The sequence below is a fragment of the Streptomyces sp. NPDC005438 genome (genome assembly GCF_040606315.1).
Classification (GTDB): domain Bacteria; phylum Actinomycetota; class Actinomycetes; order Streptomycetales; family Streptomycetaceae; genus Streptomyces.
The window spans coordinates 23,582-42,259 of sequence record NZ_JBEXEP010000015.1 but is presented as its reverse complement, the minus strand read 5'-3'; the positions used below and the strand labels follow the sequence as shown (position 1 = coordinate 42,259).

At 72.5% G+C, this 18,678-nt stretch carries 5 protein-coding genes; 1 reads left to right on the top strand and 4 read right to left on the bottom strand.

Going from position 1 to position 18,678, the window contains the following annotated elements; translation table 11 throughout:
- Positions 1 to 3: 3 nt before the first annotated feature.
- From ABZT14_RS24305 to ccrA, 4 genes are all read right to left on the bottom strand, one after another.
- The gene (locus ABZT14_RS24305) at positions 4 to 3,327 is read right to left on the bottom strand and encodes an amino acid adenylation domain-containing protein (protein ID WP_356306281.1); all 3,324 of its coding nucleotides are present in this window, start codon (positions 3,325 to 3,327) and stop codon (positions 4 to 6) included.
- Complete coding sequence (locus ABZT14_RS24300) at positions 3,324 to 6,692, bottom strand: beta-ketoacyl synthase N-terminal-like domain-containing protein (protein WP_356306279.1); 3,369 nt, start codon at positions 6,690 to 6,692, stop codon at positions 3,324 to 3,326. The genes ABZT14_RS24305 and ABZT14_RS24300 overlap by 4 nt, the downstream gene beginning before the upstream one ends.
- Positions 6,689 to 15,376: an SDR family NAD(P)-dependent oxidoreductase gene (locus ABZT14_RS24295; RefSeq protein ID WP_356306277.1), complete on the bottom strand. Its 8,688-nt coding sequence runs from the start codon at positions 15,374 to 15,376 to the stop codon at positions 6,689 to 6,691. The genes ABZT14_RS24300 and ABZT14_RS24295 overlap by 4 nt, the downstream gene beginning before the upstream one ends.
- Positions 15,377 to 15,999: 623 nt before the next feature.
- Positions 16,000 to 17,340 (bottom strand): crotonyl-CoA carboxylase/reductase, encoded by a 1,341-nt coding sequence (gene ccrA, locus ABZT14_RS24290; RefSeq protein WP_356306275.1) that lies wholly within the window; start codon positions 17,338 to 17,340, stop codon positions 16,000 to 16,002.
- A 574-nt stretch (positions 17,341 to 17,914) separates the two neighbouring features.
- Here ccrA and ABZT14_RS24285 point away from each other — a divergent pair.
- Positions 17,915 to 18,631 carry a hypothetical protein gene (locus ABZT14_RS24285; RefSeq protein ID WP_356306273.1) on the top strand — a complete coding sequence of 239 codons (717 nt, stop codon included), beginning with the start codon at positions 17,915 to 17,917 and terminating at the stop codon, positions 18,629 to 18,631.
- Positions 18,632 to 18,678 lie beyond the last annotated feature (47 nt).

Genomic DNA, 18,678 nt, shown 5'->3' with positions numbered 1-18,678 from the left:
TGATCACCTGTCTCCGCGGGAGGAAGCCCGGCGTTCGGCCGCCTGTTGCCGCCGGTTGCGGGACTGACGACGGGTCTGTGCGCGACGGCTGGCGCTTCGCACGGCGGTCTCGGACGTGCCGCCCTGGCCGCCGAGGCGGGCGGCCAGCGTTTCGAGGGTGGGGTGTTGGAACAGCTCGACCATGGTCACCTCGTGGCCGAGGGCGGCCAGCCGGGTGCGTAGCTCGGCCATGAGCAGGGAGTGACCGCCCAGGTCGAAGAAGTTGTCCCGGATGCCGACGCGTTCGACGCCCAGCAGGTCGCTCCAGAGGCCGGCCAGCGTGTGCTGGAGGTCGTCCTCGGGGGCGACGAACCGGGTCCCCGGGTCGCCGCGTTCGGTCCGGGGTTCGGGCAGGGCCCTGCGGTCGGTCTTGCCGCTCGGGGTCAGCGGCAGGGTCTCCAGCACCGTGAAGGTGGCCGGGACCATGTACTCCGGCAGCTGCCGGCGCAGATGCGCGGTGAGGTCGCCGGACGCGGGGGCGGTCGCGAGGGCGGGGGTGACGTAGGCGGCGAGGCGGACGTCACCGGGGGCGTGCTCGTGGGCGGTGACGACGGCTTCCCGTACGGACTCGTGCGCGCTCAGGACGGCCTCGATCTCCCCGAGTTCCAGGCGCTGGCCACGGAGCTTGACCTGGTGGTCGAGGCGGCCGAGGAACTCCAGCGCGCCGTCGGCGCGGTGGCGGGCCAGGTCTCCGGTGCGGTAGAGGCGGTCTCCGGGAACGAAGGGATCGGCGGTGAACCGTTCGGCGGTCAGCCCCGGGCGGTTGAGGTAACCGCGCGCCAGGTTCCGGCCGCCGATGCACAGTTCGCCGGGCACGCCGACCGGCAGGGGCCGGCCGTGCGGGTCCAGCACGTACATGCGGGTGTTGGCGATGGGGCGGCCGATGGGCACCGGACGCTGGTCGCCGTCCCGCTGGCACCGCCAGGAGGTGACGTCGATCGCCGCCTCGGTGGGCCCGTACAGGTTGTGCAGCTCGGCCTGGTGGGTCGAGAGGAACCGGTCGTGCAGGTCACGGGTGAGTTCCTCCCCGCTGCACAGCACGCGACGCAGTCCGGCGGACGCCTCGGCCGGTTCGGCGAGGAACAGCCGCAACATCGACGGCACGAAGTGCACGGTGGTGATCCGCTCGTCCGCGATGGTGGCGGCGAGGTAGGCGCTGTCGCGGTGTCCGCCGGGGCGGGCCACCACCAGGGTGGCGCCCGCCATCAGCGGCCAGAAGAACTCCCACACCGACACGTCGAAGGAGAACGGCGTCTTCTGCAGCACCCGGTCGGTGTCGTCCAGGCCGTAGGCGTCCTGCATCCACGACAGTCGGTTGCGCAGCCCGGCGTGCACATTCATCACGCCCTTGGGCTGTCCCGTCGACCCGGAGGTGAAGATGACGTACGCGAGGTCCTCGCCGTCCACGGCCACGTCCGGGTTGTCCGCGTCCTGTGCCGCCAACCGGGGGGCGAGTTCCTCCAGTTCCAGTACGGGGCAGCCGGGCGGGGGCAGGGCGTTCGCCAGGTGGTGGTGGGTGAGCACCACGGCGGGCCGGGCGTCCTCGCACAGGGCGGTCAGCCGGGCGGGAGGCAGCTCGGTGTCGAGGGGGACGTAGGCGCCGCCGGCCTTGAGGACCGCCAGCAGGGAGACCACCAGGTCCAGGGACCGTTCCATGGCGACGCCGACCAGGACGTCACGGCCCACTCCCTGGTCCCGCAGCAGGTGGGCGAGGCGGTTGGCCCGCTCGTTGAGTTCGCGGTAGGTCAGCGAGGTGCCCTCGTACCGCACGGCCTCCGCGTCGGGGACGCGGCGTACCCGCTCCTCCACGCACTCGTGCACCAGCCCGTGGGGCCACTGCCGGTCGGTGGCGTTCCACTCGCGCACCACACGGTGGTGCTCCGAGGAGTCCAGAAGCTCCAACTCGCTGACCGGGACGTCGGGTTGGGCGGTGGCCCGTTCGACCAGGCGGCGGAAGTGGCCGGCCAGACGGAAGACGGTGGCCTCGTCGAACAGTTCCCGGTCGTACTCGAACCAGCCGGTGACCCCGCCCTGGGAGTCGAACGCCTGGAGTTCCAGGTCGAACCGGGCACCCTCGCTCCTGACCGGGAGCCGGGTGAGCCGGGCACCGGCCATGGCGAAGCTGGGCACCGGTTCCCGGCCGTAGCTGAAGCTGACCTGGTAGACGGGGGAGCGGCTCAGGTCCCGAGGCGCGTTGAGGTCGGCCACCAGCATCTCGAAGGGGAGGTCCTGGTGGGCGTAGGCGCCCAGGCAGGCGTCGCGGACCCGGCCGAGGACGGAGGTGAAGTCGGGGTCGCCCGACAGGTCCCCCCGGATCGGCAGGGTGTTGACGAAGTAGCCGATGAGCGGCTCGACCTCGGCCTGCGAGCGGAGGGCGGCGGGCCCGCCGACCAGGATGTCGTCCTGGCCGGTGTAGCGGTGCAGCAGCACGTGGAACACGGCGAGCAGCGCCATGTACGGGGTCGCGCCGTGCCGGGCGGCCAGCGCGGCGAGTTCCGCCGCCACGGCGGGCGGCAGGTCGAGGGGGACCGAGCCCCCGTTGAAACTCTGCACGGCCGGGCGGGGGCGGTCGGTGGGCAGCTCCAGGACCAGAGGGGCGCCGGCGAGACGGTCCCGCCAGTACGCCAGGTCCTCCTGCCAGCCGCCGTCCTCCATCCGCTGGTTCTGCCAGACGGAGAAGTCGCCGTACTGGACGGGGAGTTCGGGCAGGGAGGGGCGCCGGCCCTCGGTGGACGCCTCGTACAGCTCGGACAGTTCGCTGAGGAACACCCCGGTGGACCACCGGTCGGAGATCAGGTGGTGCATCGCGACGATCAGCACGCACCGCTCGGGGCCGGTGTGCAGCAGCCGTACCCGCAGCAGCGGGCCGGTGCCGATGTCGAAGGGCTCCGCCAGCGCGTCGTCGATCCACTTCTGACGGTCCGCCTCGCTGTGCTCCGGGCCGCTGAGGTCGGTCTCGGGGACCTCGACGGTCAGGCGCGGGCGGACGACCTGCACCGGGGAGCCGCCGCGCAGCTCGAAGGTGGTGCGCAGCGCCTCGTGACGCTGGACGACCTCGGCGATCGCGGTCCTCAACAGGCCGGTGTCCAGGGGGCCTTCGACCCGGACCGCGCCGGGCACGATGTACCCGGGGTTGCGCGGCCGGATCTGTTCCAGGAACCAGGTCCCCCGCTGTAGAGCGGCCAGCGGGAAGGTGTCCTCGGTGGCGCGCTCGGCCAGCAGGGCCTCGAAACGCGCACGTTCCTCGGGTGTCAGGGCGGCCAGCCGCCCGGCGAGATCCTCGGTCACGAGCGCTTCTCCGGGGAGGAATGGGCGGTCGCGTTGCCGGTGACCTCGTCCAACAGGGCGGCGGTGGCGTCGGCCGCGCGGGGCACCCGCCGGATGGACGAGGAGTCCCCGGCACCACCGTGCCCGCCGCCGTCGAGGGAGACGTCGCCGGCCGCGGACAGGTCCTTGACGATGCGGTGCGCCAGGCTGCTGATGGTCGCGTCCCCGAGGAAGTCGGTGATCTTCAGGGTGAGGCTGAGCCTGCTCTGGATCTCGTTCCGCAGCTCGACGGCCATCAGGGAGTCCAGACCGAAGCTGGTCAGCGGCTGGTTGACGCCGACGTCGGTGGTGCTGGAGCCCAGGATGTCCTTGACGCTGAGCACGAACTGGGTGGACAGGGTCTCCAACCGTTCGGACTCCGGGAGTTCCAGCAGGTCGGCGGCGGTGGGGATGCGGCTGGCCCGCCGCCGGGCGCGCGAGGAACGTCGGCCGGCCCGTCGCCGGGTGCCCTCGCCCTGGTCGGGCCCGCTCCGATGGCCGTCGCTGCCGTGGGAATCCTCGCTGTCGCCTTCGGCGGAGGGTACGTCGGTCCAGGAACGCGGGGGCTTCCAGCAGGGGACGGGGTCGAACGGATAGGTGGGCAACGGGGCACGTGACCTGGCGTAGTCCCGGTCGAAGCCGGCCCAGTCGACGGACGCGCCCGCCCCGTACAGCTCGGCCACGGTGTGCAGCAGCACCTCCCACTCGTCCTGCTGGGGCCGCAGGCTGGGCAGCAGCAGCACGTCGTGGTCCGGTGGCAGGGAGTCGCTGATGACGCCCAGCAGGGTCGGGGCGGGGCCCACTTCGACGAAGGTCTGGTAGCCCATCTCCCGCAGGGTCCGAACGCCGTCGGCGAACCGCACGGTGCCGCGTACGTGCCGGCACCAGTAGTCGGGCCCCGGCGCCTGGTCCCACGGCCACAACTCGCCGGAGACGTTGGAGACCAGCGGGATGCGCGGGGGCGTGAAGGTGATCTTCTCGGCCGCCCGGCGCAGCGGCTCCAGGGTGGGGTCCATCATCGGCGAGTGGCCGGCGGAGGCGATGTGCAGGCGCCTGGTCTTGACCCCCCGGGAGTCGAAGGCGGCGCACACCGCCTCGACCAGTTCCCGGTCGCCGGAGACCGTGACGTTCGCGGGCCCGTTGACCGCGGCGACGGCGATCCGGCCGGGGTGCGCGGCGACCTCGGCCGCCACCTCCTCCTCGGAGGCGAACACCGCGGCCATGGTGCCCGGCAGGGAGAACTCCTCGATGACCCGGGCGCGTTCGACCGCGAAGGTCAGACCGTCCTGGAGGGACATGGCCCCCGCCACGCACGCGGCCACGCACTCACCGAAGCTGTGGCCGAGGACGGCCGCGGGCGTGATCCCCCACGAACGCCACAGGCGTGCCATGGCGTACTCGACGACGAAGGTGGCGGGCTGGGCGTACGCGGTGTCGTTGATCCGCTGGCTGTCGGGGTCGCCCGCGCTGTCGGAGGCAGCGGCTTCAGCGGGGCCGTCAGGGCCGTCAGGGCTGTCCGGGAAGAGCACGGACAGCAGCGGCCGGTCCAGCAGCGGGCGGAGGATCTCGGCGCACTCGTCGACCGCCTCCCGGAAGGTGGGCTGGGTCTCGTACAGGCCCCGGGTCATACCGGGCCGCTGGGCGCCCTGCCCGGTGAACAGGAACACCACCTCCGAGCTGTCGGCCTCGCCCTGCACCAGGCCGGGAGCGATCTCGCCCCGGGTGAACGCGGCGAGCTGGTCGGCGATCTCCTCGCGGGTGGAGCCGACGGCGGCCAGGCGGTGGCGGAAGTGGGAGCGGCCGGTACCCGCCGAATGGCACAGGTCGGCCAGCGGGGTCTCGTCACCGTCGGCCAACCGTTCCGCGTAGCGGCCGGCCAGGGCGGTCAACGCGGTCTCACTGCGGGCGGACAGCGGGAGGACCGAGGCCGGCCGACGGCTGTCGGAGGTCGCCGGCTCGGGAGGCGGGGCCTGCTCCAGGACCATGTGGACGTTGGTACCGCTGAGGCCGAAGCTGCTCACCGCCGCGGCGCGCCGCCCCTCGGTGCGCGGCCACGGAGTGAGGTCGGTGGGCACCCGGAAGGTGGTGCCGTCGAAGGAGATGTTGGAGTTGAGGCGGGTGAAGTGCAGGTTCGGGGGGATCTCGCCGTGCTGGAGGCACAGGGCGGCCTTGATCAGTCCGGCGACGCCCGCCGCCGCCTCCAGGTGCCCGATGTTGGTCTTGACCGCGCCCAGGTAGAGCGGCGCTCCGTGGTCGCGCCCGTACACGTCCGCCAGTGCCTCGGCCTCGATGGGGTCGCCGAGGCGGGTGCCGGTTCCGTGGGTCTCTACGTAGCCGATCTGTTCGGGCGCCACCCCGGCCGCGTCCAGGGCGCGGCGGAAGACGTCGCGCTGGGCGGCGCCGTTCGGGGCGGTGATGCCGGCGCTGCGGCCGTCCTGGTTCACCGCGCCGCCGCGTACCACGGCCAGGACGCGGTCGCCGTCGCGCACCGCGTCGGACAGCCGCTTGAGGACGACGACGCCGCACCCCTCACCGCGTACGTACCCGTCCGCGGTGTCGGAGAAGGCCATCGCCCGGCCCTGCCGGGAGACCGACCCGAACTGTGACTGGGAGATCATCAGCAGCGGTGACAGCACCACGTTGACGCCGCCGGCCATCGCCATGTCGCACTCGCCCTGCCGCAGGCTCTGGCACGCCTGGTGGACCGCCACCAGGGAGGAGGAGCAGGCGGTGTCGACCGTGATGCTCGGCCCGCGCAGGTCCAGCAGGTAGGCGATGCGGGCCGGTACGAAGGACGAGGCGGCGCCGGAGCTGGCGTAGGCGCTGACGTCGTCGGGGTGCTGGATCTGGGAGGTGATGTAGTCCCAGGAGGCGGCGCCCATGAACACCCCGGTACGGCTGCCGCCCAGGCTCGCCGGAGCCTGCCCCGCGTCCTCCAGGGCCTCCCAGCAGACCTGGAGGCTCAGGCGCTGGTGCGGGTCCATCGCCAGCGCCTCGCGCTTGGAGATCCCGAAGAAGTCGTGGTCGAACAGCTCGATGTCGTCGACGAACGCGCCGGCGCGGGTGTAGATCTTCCCCGGCTTGCCGACCTCCTCGTCGTAGAAGGCCTCGTGGTCCCAGCGGTTGCCGGGTATGTCGCCCACCGCGTCGGTACCCTCGGTGAGCAGCCGCCAGTAGCCGGCGGCGTCGGTGACGCCGCCGGGCAGGCGGCAGCCGGTGCCCACGATGGCGACGGGTTCGTTACGGGCCCGCTCGTGCTCGTCGACCTGCCGCTGGAGACGTTCCATCGTCAGGTAGACACGCTTGAGCGTGTCGGCCGATACCAGGTCCTGTCCCGGCGGCGTCATCGCTGACCCCCTTCATCGGTTCCGTCGGTTTCGTCGATTTCGTCGATCCGGTTGGTCATGGCCATCACCAGCGCCTCAAGCTCCGTGGCGGACATCGCGTCCAGGTCCGGCCCCTGGGGCGAGGACGGTCGCGCGTGGTCCGGCCGGGTCGGTGGTGGAGCCGTCTCCTCGGTCCCGTCCGGTTCCAACTCGATCTCCATCCGCTCGGCCAGATACGGCACCAGGGCGTCGAGGGTGGGGAACCGCCAGGTGATCGTGGAGGGCAACTGGACGTGCAGTGAGGCCTCCAGGGACTTGCGCAGCTCCAGGGAGAGCAGCGAGTCGAAGCCCATGCTGCTGATCGGCGCGGAGGTGTCGATCCGGCTGGTGTCCGCGCCGAGGAGGCGGGCGGCGGCCTCCCGGCAGTGCTCGGTCAGGACCGCCCTGCGGCGCCGTCCCGGCTCCACGGCGAGCATCCGCCGCCGGACCTCGTCCAACCGTCCGGCCGCTCCGGCGGCGCCCTCGCCCGCCCCGTCGAGGAGTGTGCGGAGCAGGCCACCGCTGGGGTTCTCGCGCAGCCTGTCCCGGTCCAGTGGTAGAACGCAGACCTGGGTGGCCGAGCTGCTCAGTACCCGGTCCAGGGCGGCGACACCCTGGTCGGGGCTGATGCTCTCGATGCCTCGGGCGGCCAGCGCGCCGCCGCGCTCCGGGCGGGCGGCGAGCCCGATCTCGGACCAGGGGCCCCAGTCGACGCTCAGTGCCGGCAGGCCCTGGGCGCGCCGTTGGTGGGCCAGGGTGTCGAGGAAGGCGCTGGCGGCGGCGTAGTTGCCCTGGCTCGCCGAACCGAGTACGGCGGCGGCCGAGGAGTACAGCACGAAGAAGTCCAACTCCCGCTCCCGCGTGGCCTGGTGCAGGTGCCAGGCGGCTGAGGACTTCGGAGCCGCCACGGACCGGAACCGTTCGTCGTCCATACCGGTCAGCAGACCGTCGTCGAGGACGCCGGCCGCGTGCACCACCCCCGCCAGGGGCGGCATGGACGCGTCGACACGAGCCAACAGGCCCTCCACGGCGTCGCGGTCGGAGACGTCGACGCTGGCGACGGTGACCTCGGCGTCCGCCCGCAGTTCCCGAAGGACCTTCTCGGTCTCGGCGTCGGGGGCGCTGCGGCCGACCAGCACCACGTGGCGGGCCCCCTGGTCGACCAGGTAACGGGCCGTCACCAGGCCCAGGGCGCCGAGGCCACCGGTGACCAGGTAGGTGCCCGAGGGCCGTACCGGAGCGGAACCGGAGGCCGTGGTGATCCGCTCGTCGTCGGCGGGGCGCAGGACGAGCTTGCCGGTGTGGTGCGCCTTGGCCATGGCGGTGAAGGCGGCCGGGGCGTCGGCGAAGGGGTGGACGGTGACCGGGAGCGCGGTGAGGTCGCCGTGGTCGAAGTCCCGGACGATGTCGGCGAACAGGTCGGCGATCTCCTCCGGCCGTTCCCGGATGGTGCCCTCCAGGTCGACGGTCAGCAGCGCCCGGTTGTCCTTGAACAGCTCCAGGCCGATGTGGCTGTTGCCGTAGATGTCCTGCTTGCCGATCTCCACGAAGCGTCCGCCGGGGGCCAGCAGTCGCAGGGACCGTACGAGTGCCTCGCCGGAGGCGGAGTTGAGGACCACGTCGACCCCACGCCCGTCGGTGAGCCGGGCGATCTCGTCGGCGAAGGACAGGGTGCGGGAGTCCATGACGTGGGCGACCCCGAGTTCGCGCAGCAGGTCCCGCTTCTCGGGGGTACCGGCGGTGGCGTAGACACGGGCACCCCGGCGCCGCGCGACCTGGAGCGCCGCGAGTCCGACGCCGCCGGTGGCGGAGTGGATCAGTACGCTCTCGCCCTCCCGCAGGCGGGCCAGGCGGTCGAGGCTGTGGACGGCGGTGAGGAACGCGATGGGAACGGCGGCGGCCTCCTCGTCGCTCAGCGACGACGGCGCGGCGGTCGCCAGGTGTTCGCTGACCGTGGTGAACGCGGCCATGCTGCTGGGGCCGACGGCGATGACCCGGTCGCCCACCCGGTGGCGGGTCACGCCCTCGCCCACGGCGGTGACCCGGCCGCAGCACTCCGCCCCCAGTGGGACGACGCCCTTGGCGCCGGAGTAGGTGTCCAGGGCCTTGAGCACGTCGCTGAAGTTCAGGCCGGCGGCGCTGACCCCGACCTCGACCTGCCCGGGTCCCGGCGGGGTGCGGCGCCACCAGGTCGGGCGGAGGCTGGCGAGGCTGCCCGGGCGGTTGGCCAGCAGACGGTGGTTGCCGTCACGGGACTCCTCGAACCGCCAGGACGGCCGGTCGTCCGGCGTGACCCGGGCGGGAGGCGTCCACCCCGTCAGGGCGGGGGTGAGGCGTTCGCCGGCGCGCAGGGCCACCTGGTCGTCCTCGCCGTCCCGCAGGACCTCGGCGAGCAGCTCGGCCGGGTCGTACCGGGAACGGTCCGGGTCCAGGTCCACGACGGTGGTCCGCAACTCGGTGTGCTCCAGGCCGACCACCCGGGCCAGACCCCACAACGGGGCCTGACCGACGGCCAGTTGGTCACCCTCGGCGGCGTGCTGCGCCCCCCGGGTGAGCAGGACCAGGCGGGGCGCGGGGTCCTGGCCGGCCCGGGCGAGTTCCTGCACCAGACGCAGTACCGGCAGGCAGGCGGCGCTCTGGTGGGCCGGGACCGGGAGGGCGTCAGCGGCCTCGTCCGGGGCCAGGTCCAGGGCCCAGGCGTGGACGATCCCGTCCACCCGTACCCCGTCGGAGGCCAGGTCGGCCAGGAGCGCGGCGAGGTCCTCACGGCGTTCGGGGTCGAGTGTGTAGTGCCCGGCGTCCACCTTGCGGTAGGCGGTGCCGGCGGTCACGGTCAGGCAGGTGCCGCCGTGGGACACCAGGGCGGTGCCCAGGTCCGCCACCGTGCCGCCGTCGTCGGCGAACAGCAGCCAGGTGCCCGGCCGTTGGCGGGTGGCGGCGTCGCCCTCGCCGGGGGACTCGACGGGGGAGGAGCGCCAGACGACGTCCAGCAGCGCGTCGGCGACCGGGTCGGCCGCCTCGCCCCCCTCCAGGCGTCGGAGGGTGACCCCGGTGACCTCGCCGCAGGCGGTGCCCTCCTCGTCGTAGAGGACCACCGTGGCGCCGGTGATCCGGTCGGCGCCGGGCTCCGTGGCCGGCACGCGGGCGTGTGCCCAACGGGGTGCGGGGCGGTCGCCGAGGAGGGCGAAGCCCTCGACGTTCACCGGTACGTAGGAGGCCTCCAGCGGTTGCTCCCGCGCCTCCAGCGCGGCGCCGAGCACCTGGAGGGCGCTGTCGAGCACGGCGGGGTGCACCGGGTACGCGCCGCCGTCGTCGGTCAGCGCGGTCCGCTCCCGTAGTCGGGCGACGGCCTCGGTCTGGCCCCGCCACAGCTTCTCCACGCCCTGGAACGCGGGCCCGTAGACCAGTCCGGCCCGGCCCAGCGCGGCGTAGTGCCCGGCGGCGTCCACGCTCTCGGAGCAGCGTGCCCGCACCTCGGCGAGCGGCTCCGCCCCGGTGGCGGGGGTGGCCCGGCCGTAGGAGGCGTGGGCGGCCTCGGCCCACTCGTCCTCGGCTCCGCCCCGGGTGAACAGTCGCAGGGTGCCGGTGTCGGCGGTGCCGGGGATCAGGGCGAGTTGGAGCGTGCTGTCGGTGGCCTGCTCGGGGACGACGGTGAGCCGGCTGAGGCTGACGTCCGTCAGGGCCGCCGCCCCTCCACCCAGGTACGTACGCGCCGCGGCGAGCCCGGCGTCCAGGACCAGAGCGGCGGGCAGCACCGGGGTGCCGCCGACCTGGTGGTCCCTCAGGTACGGGAACTCGGCGAGGTCGACGGGCGCCGACCAGTGGACGGGGTGCGGGGGGAGGGCGGAGGCGACCCGGTCCCGCAGCACGGGGTGGCCCCGGTGCGTGGAGCGGTGCCGGGTGCGTGGCTCGTACCAGTTCCGGGTGCGCTGCCACGGGTACGTGGGCAGGTCCGCCATGGGCCCGGGGGGCCCGTAGACGCGGGCCCAGTCGACCCGGAGGCCGGCGGTGTACAGGCGGCCGAGCCCGGCCAGCGCCTCGGAGCGCCCCGGCTGGTCGCGCCGCAGCGAGGACACGGCGAGGGCACCCTCGTACGACGACAGCCGCTCACCCACCGCGTCGGTGAGCATCGGATGCGGGGACAACTCGACGAACACGTTGTGTCCCGTCTCGGCGAGCGCGGTGACGGCGGTGTCGAACAGGACCGGCTGCGTCAGGTTGGACGCCCAGTACTCGGCGTCCAGCCGGTCACCGGCAACGACCTCACCGGTGACCGAGGAGATCATCGGGATCGCGGTGGCGCGCGGGCGCAGGGAGGACTGCAACCGCCACAACTCGGCGGCCACCGGCTCCATCAGAGGACAGTGCGAGGCGAACTCGACGGACTCCAGCACCTTGCAGTACAGGCCGTCCGACTCCAGCGACTTGGCGAACGCCTCCAGAGCGGTGCCCTCACCGGAGAACACCGTGGAGTGGGGGCTGTTGGCCGAGGCCACCCACACCTGCTGGGGGGACCGCTCCGCGAGCAGCGCCCGGGCGCGCTCCAGGGTGACGCCCGCGACGGCCATCCGCCCCTTGCCGGTCGCCGCGTGCAGCACCGTCCCCCGATGCAGGGCGAGCAGCAGCGCCTCCTCCAACGAGATCGCGCCCGCCACGTGCGCGGCGGCGATCTCGCCGACGCTGTGGCCCACGACGGCGGCCGGCTCGATCCCCCAGGAGCGCCACAGGGAGGCCAGCGCCACCTGTACGGCGACCAGGGCGGGCTGACCGATCGCGGTGTCCAGCAACCGGGAGCGGGACGGGTCGGCGGTGACCTGGTCGAGCAGCGACCAGTCGGTGTGACGGCGCAGCAGGGCGTCGGAGCGTTCCAGGACGGCCCGGAAGGCCTTCTCGCCGGCGAGGTCACCGGTGAACAGGTCGGCGGCCAGCGGCCACCAGCGGGGGCCCTGCCCGGAGAAGACGAACACCGGCCGGGGCTGCCAGCCGTTGCGGCGCACCCCGGAGCTGAGGCCGGCCACCTCCTCGCCGGCGCCGTACGCGGCCAACGCGGCGCGCAGTTCGGCCGGGGAGCCGCCCACGCAGGCCAGACGGTGCTCGTGGTGCGCCCGGCGGCCGGCCGCGGCGGCGGCGAGGGTGCCCACCGGCGCGGTGTCGGTGAGCCGGGCCTCCCAGCGGGCGGCCAGCGCGCGCAGTGCCCGCTCGTCCCGGGCGGACACCGGGAGCACCACGGCCCCCTCGGGCGCCCCGTCGGCGCCGGACGGGGCGGGTGGCGCCTCCTCCAGTACCAGGTGGGCGTTGGTGCCACCGAAGCCGAAGGAACTCACCCCCGCCAGAGCCGGGGCGTCGGCCACCGGCCACGACTGGAGGGAGTCGGCCACCCGTACGGGGAGGTCGTCGAAGGGGATGTGCGGGTTGGCGGCCTGGTAGTGCAGCGTCGGCGGCACCACCCGGTGACGGACCATCAGCGCCGTCTTGATCAGTCCGCCGATTCCCGCCGCGGCCTCCATGTGGCCGAGGTTGGACTTCACCGAGCCGATCAGGCAGGGCCGGTCCGAGGTACGGCCGTCACCGAGGACGGCGCCCAGCGCCTTCGCCTCGATGGGGTCGCCGAGCATGGTCCCGGTGCCGTGCGCCTCCACGTAGGCGATGTCGGCGGCGGACACCCCCGCCCTGGTGTGGGCGGCGCGGATGACCGCTTCCTGGGACCTGGGGTTGGGTGCCATCAGGCCGTTGCTCGCGCCGTCCTGGTTGACCGCGCCGCCTCGGATCACCGCGAGGACCGGGTCACCGTCGGCCAGGGCCCGGCGAAGGGGCTTGAGTACCACCATGCCGGCGCCCTCGGAGCGCACGTAGCCGTTGGCGCTGGCGTCGAACGGTTTGCAGCGGCCGTCGGCCGACATCACTCCGGCCTTGCTGAAGTTGATGGCCAGGGCGGGGGACAGCACCAGGTTGACGCCGCCCGCGACCGCGAGGTCGCACTCGCCACGGGTCAGGCTGGCGCAGGCCTGGATGACGGACACCAGGGAGGAGGAGCAGGCGGTGTCGACGGCCATGCTCGGTCCGCGCAGGTCCAGCAGGTACGACAGCCGGTTCGCCGCGATGCTCAGGGCGCTGCCGGTACCGGTGTAGGCGTCGACGTCGTCCAGCTCCCGTAGCTGGCCGGCCGCGTAGTCGAAGGTGGAGATGCCCACGAACACGCCGGTCGGCGAACCGGACAGCCCGTCAGTGGGCACGCCCGCGTTCTCCAGCGCCTCGAAGGTGACCTCGGCCAGCAGCCGTTGCTGCGGGTCCATCCGGGCCGCTTCCTGCCGGGAGATCTGGAAGAAGCCGGAGTCGAACTGGTCGACGTCGTCGAGGAACCCGCCCCAACGGCTGTTGGTACGTCCGGCGGCCGACGGGTCCTCGGAGCTGTACTCCTCGACGCTCCAGCGCTCGGCGGGCACCTCGGTGACCGCGTCGCGACCGTCCCTCAGCAGTCGCCAGAAGCTCTCGGGGCCGTCGACGCCCCCGGGGAAACGGCAACCCATGCCGATGATGGCCACCGCCTCGTCCCCCGAGGGGCCGTCAGCCGCCTCGTCCGGTCCGCTCGCCGTGACCGTCGCGGTCCCGTCGGCGGTGGGGGCGGGCGGGCTGTCGGTCTCGCCGGCCAGGTGCCGGGCCAGCTGGGTGGCGGTGGGGAACTCCCAGACGACGCTGGCCGACAGGGGCAGGCCGACGTAGGTCTCCAGGTCGCCGACCATCGCGACCATGTGGACGGACTGCAACCCGTAGGCGGCGAAGGGCATTTCGGGGTCGATGTGGTCGACCGGCTTGCCGGTCGCGGTGGCCAGCGCCTCGCGCAGCCACCGCTCGATCTCCGCCGAGCCCCGCGTGGACCTCCCGCCGTCCGGCTCGGCGGAGGCGTCCGCCGCCGGGTCGGGACGGGGGTCGGTCGCGTCGGCCCGCCACACCGCCAGGGGTTCCAGGTCGCCCTGGAGCAGGGAGTTCAGGCAGGCGGTGCGCTGGAGCTTGCCACTGGAGGTCTTCGGCACCGTTCCGGCCCGGGCGAGGGCCACGACGTGGGCCTGTAGCCCGTGCTCGCGGGCGACTTCGGCCCGGACGGCGGCGATGATCCGGTCGTGGTCCTCGGCCACCCGGCTGCCCCGGTACTCCTGCACGATCAGCAGGCGTTCCTCGCCGTCGATGTCGCGGCTGCCGGCCACCCCGCAGCCCTGCCGCATACCGGGGTCGACGCCCTCCACGGTCCGTTCGATGTCCTGCGGGTAGTGGTTGCGGCCCGCGACGATGATGAGGTCCTTCATCCGGCCGGTGACGTACAGCTGGTCGCCGTCGGTGAACCCGAGGTCGCCGGTACGCAGGAACTCCTCCTCCCCACCGTCCAGCCGGGCCCGGAAGGTCTCCTCGGTGGCCTCGGGGGCACGCCAGTAGCCGTGCGCGATGCTCGGTCCGGCGACCCACAGTTCACCGACCCGGCCGTCCGGCAGGGCCGTGCGCGTCTGCGGATCCACCGCGACCACCCGCTGGTCCCGGGGGGAGAGGCCGCAGCTGAGCAGGGTGCGCGCCGCCTCCTCGGGGCCCGCGTCCTCGGCCGTACCCGCGAGGAGTCCCCCGGCCCGCAGGTCACGGGCCAGTGGCTCGGCGGTCGGCTCGGCGGTGGAGACCATCAGGGTGCCCTCGGCCAGTCCGTACGCGGGGGTGTGCGCGCGGGACCGGAAGCCGCACTCGGCGAAGGTCCGGGAGAAGAGGTCCAGGGTCTGCTTCCGCACCGGTTCCGCCCCGTTGATGGCGACCTGCCAGGTGCTCAGGTCCAGGGTCTGCCGGTCCCGCTCGGTGACCTTGGCGACGGCGAGGTCGTAGGCGAAGTTGGGGGCGGGGCTGGCGGTGCCGCCGACGTCCGAGATCGCGCGCAGCCAGCGCAGCGGTCTCTTCAGGAAGGAGAACGGGGCCATGAAGGTGACGGGGAACCCGACGTAGGCGGGGGTGAGGAGCCCCAGGATCAGGCCCATGTCGTGGAAGGGCGGCAACCAACTGACCATGTGCTGGTTGGGGGCGTCCAGGAGGAACTGCCGGGTCATCGCCGTGATGTTGTGCATGAGGTTGCCGTGGGTGACCATCACGCCCTTGGGGCGGCTGGTCGAGCCCGACGTGTACTGGAGGAACGCGATGTCCTCCCGGCTCGTCCCCGGCTCCCGCCAGCTGTCGGCGGCGGTGGTGTCGAGGTCGTCGACGGCGACCCAGGCGAGGCCCCTCAACTGCGGGGCGTGCTCGGTGAACCGCTCCGAGAGGGCCACGGTCGAGCCGGGTGCGAGGACCACCGCCGGTTCGGCGTCCTCGACGATGCCGGTGAGCCGGGGCAGGGTGCGCGTCAGGAACGCCGGGTCGGGCGGGTAGACCGGAACCGCGATGATGCCGGCGTACAGACAGGCGAAGTAGGAGGTGACGTAGTCGAGTCCGGGCGGGCACATGATCAGCGCGCGCTCACCGGAGGGGAACCGCTCCCGGAGGGTCGAGGCGATCGTACGGGCCCTCAGGTCCAGTTCGGCGTTGGTGAGGGACTGGGGATCGCCCTCGCCGTCCACGAGGTACCGGAAGGTCCGCTCCTGCGCGTGTTCGCCGAAGACCGTGCGGAAATGCTCGACAAGCGACTGTGCCTCACGGCCCGACATCCGATCGTCCTCTCCATGCTCGACACCTTGCGTGAACGTGCGGAAGTATGGGCGGGTCGCGCGGCATATTCCCGCTGGATTTCAGCTGATCGCCCGCGCCGTTGGCATGGGCGGGCATTCGGTGTGTACCGGTGGTTCTGGATGCGACTCCGCCCGCTGAATCCTGCGGAGTTTCGTGCGGGGCAATCCGAAAAGGCGATGCGAACGGTTATCCGGGAATCCGGCCGAAAGGTGGGCCGAATGGATTTCCCGATGAATTCCCGCCATTCGCGGATCAGCATGGTGTAGGTGCTGTGGGCACGTCAAGAAGTGCCCGGGTTGGGGATTTCCGAACTCCTGATGACGACATGTCGTGGCGGCGGCCGAGGCGGCACAGGTGACCGTCATGGCGGGAGTACGCCCTCACGGGGCCGGTCGGTGGCGGCGGCCCGGGTACGCGGGAGCCGGCGTACGGGCCGCCCGCTCGGGCGCCGGCCGGGCCCGAGGCGCCCCACGGCCGGGGCGCTGTCGGGCTCCGCCCCACCGGCGGTGACCAGGTCCGTTTACGGGGCGCGAGACCCCACCCGGAGTGGGAGGTGGTGTCCCGTCGGCCGACGGCCTCCCCGGTCACCGGCCGCCGACAGTCAGCCCGACGCCTCGACGCGGAACCTGTTGATCGCCTTCTCGTGCCGGGCCCTCAACTCCGGGTCGGTGACCCCGAGTCCCTCCTCGGGCGCCAGACCCAGCACCCCCACCTTGCCCTGGTGCACGTTGTGGTGGACGTCGTGGACGGCCTGGGCGGTCTGCTCCAGCGGCACCACCTGCGACAGCGTGGGATGTACGTGGCCCTTGGCGACCAGCCGGTTCGCCTGCCACGCCTCGCGGTAGTTCGCGAAGTGCGTCCCGACGATCCGCTTCAGGTGCATCCACAGGTAGCGGTTGTCGTAGGTGTGCTGGAAGCCCGAGGTGGACGCGCAGCTGACGATGGTGCCGCCACGGCGGGCCACGTACACGCTCGCCCCGAAGGTCTCCCGACCCGGGTGCTCGAAGACGATGTCCGGGTCGTCACCACCCGTCAGTTCCCTGATGCGGGCGCCGAAACGGCGCCACTCGCGTGGGTCCTGGTGGTGCTCGTCCTTCCAGAACCGGTAGTTCTCCGCCTTGCGGTCGATCACCAGCTCCGCGCCCATCCGCCGGCACACCTCGGCCTTCTGCGGGCTGGAGACCACACACACCGGTGTCGCCCCGCCGTTGAGCGCCAGCTGCGTGGCGTACGAGCCGAGGCCCCCGGAGGCTCCCCAGATCAGCACGGTGTCGCCCTGCTTGACGCGGGCGCCGTTGTCGGAGACCAACTGCCGGTAGGCGGTGGAGTTCACCAGCCCGGAGGCGGCCGACTCCTCCCAGGTGAGGTGTGACGGCTTGGGCATCAACTGGTTGGCCTTGACCAGCGCCAGCTCCGCCAGCCCGCCGAAGTTCGTCTCGAACCCCCAGATCCGCTGCTCGGGGTCGAGCATGGTGTCGTCGTGCCCGTCGGGGTGGTCCAGCTCCACCGACAGGCAGTGGGCGACCACCGCGTCCCCGGGCTTCCAGGAAGCCACCCCCTCCCCGCAGCGCAGCACCACCCCGGCCATGTCCGAACCCAGTACGTGGTACGGCAGGTCGTGCCGGGCCGCCTGGGGCGAGGTCTGCCCGTAGCGGGACAGGAAGCCGAAGGTCGGCAGGGGCTCGAAGATCGAGGACCACACCGTGTTGTGGTTGATTCCGCTGGCCATCACCGCCACCAGCACCTCGCCGGGGGCGGGTTGGGGGGTGGCGACGTCCTCCACGTGCAGGGATCGGCGGGGGTCCTTGTCCCGGGACCGCAGCCCCTCGAACATCGTGGTCTCGTCGGCGTGCAACGTCACCCCGCGGTAGAACTCGGGCACCGGCAGGTCGCCCACCTCGCCGAGTTCGCCCGCGAGAATCGCTTCGAGAATTTTCCGCATTGGTCTCCGGTCCTCATTCCGGCTCGGTCCACGAAAAGGGACACAAGCAGCTCGGGTTCTCTCGCGTGAGAGGGGTGAGTAATTCCGGGATGTGCGCTTCGCCTATATTGCCGCCCAATTGCGTGGGCAAGGCGTCACGCATGGTGGCATCGGGCCGACAACGGAGTCCAGCGATCACCGGTTCGCACGCCTCGGTCTCGGGGAGCGTTCGGGAACCCACCGTGCGTGTTCAACTGTCCGGCCCGATCACTTGAGCACCCTCTCGGCGGCCGGGGCCGGCGCGCGGCCGACCGCTCCGACCGCGCGGTGGACGGCGCGCTGGCCGGCGCCGATACCACCCAGGGCCTCGGCCGGGCCAGCGGACATGCCGTCAGATCGCCTCGGTGGCACGGCAGTTGAGCCCCTTCCTCAGGGCCACCCCTGAGGCGTCCTCGGGGATCCCCCTGATGTCAGAGCGTCTCCCAGTGGCTACGGTGAGCGAGGTGGGCTGAGGCGGGTGACCTCATACGACTCCCGCTTTCCGAGCACGCCGCACCCGGGGCCGACCCCCGGGTGACGAGACGAGGAGGATTCTGTGACTGACAGGGGCGCCAACCTCTTGACGAGGGCGGCCAAGAAACACACGTCCGGTGGCTGGACGGCCGGACGGATCACCGCCGTCGTGGTCGGGGGGATCCTGTCGCTGGTGGCCCTGACGCTCGTCGGTCTGGGTGGGACCGCCCTGACCATGGGCCTCCAGGACGACGGCTACATCAACCTGGGCACCGACCAGTACGCGCACCACACCGACACCTACGCGATGTCGACCGAGAGTTGGCGTGCCGACAAGGACTTCGGCGGCCTCTACGAGGACCTCCGCATCACCTTCACGCCCAAGGACAGCTCCGCTCCGGTGTTCGTCGGGGTCGCCGAGAAGAACGGCGCCCACAAGTACCTCGACGGTGTCGAGCACGTGACCATCCACGACTCCAAGCCCGGGGGCGACGTCACCAGCAAGCACAACGGTGGCAAGCCCTCCACCAACCCGGACCAGGCCGACGTGTGGATGGTCGAGTCCGCCGGCAAGGGCGCCCAGACCGTGGACTGGACGGTGAAGTCCGGTGAGGTCCAGGCCGTCGCGATGAAGGCCGACGGCACCCCCGGTCTGTCCGGCCACGTGGACGTGTCCGCGAAGATCGCCGGACTGGCCTGGATGGGCGTCGCGCTCCTGGTCGTCGGCCTGCTCCTGCTGGCCGTGTCCGTGATCTGGCTGATCAGGAAGCCGATCCGGCTCGCCCGGGGAACCGCCTGACCCGACTGACCGGAGAACTCACCAAGCGACAAGGCGCAGCCGTGCGA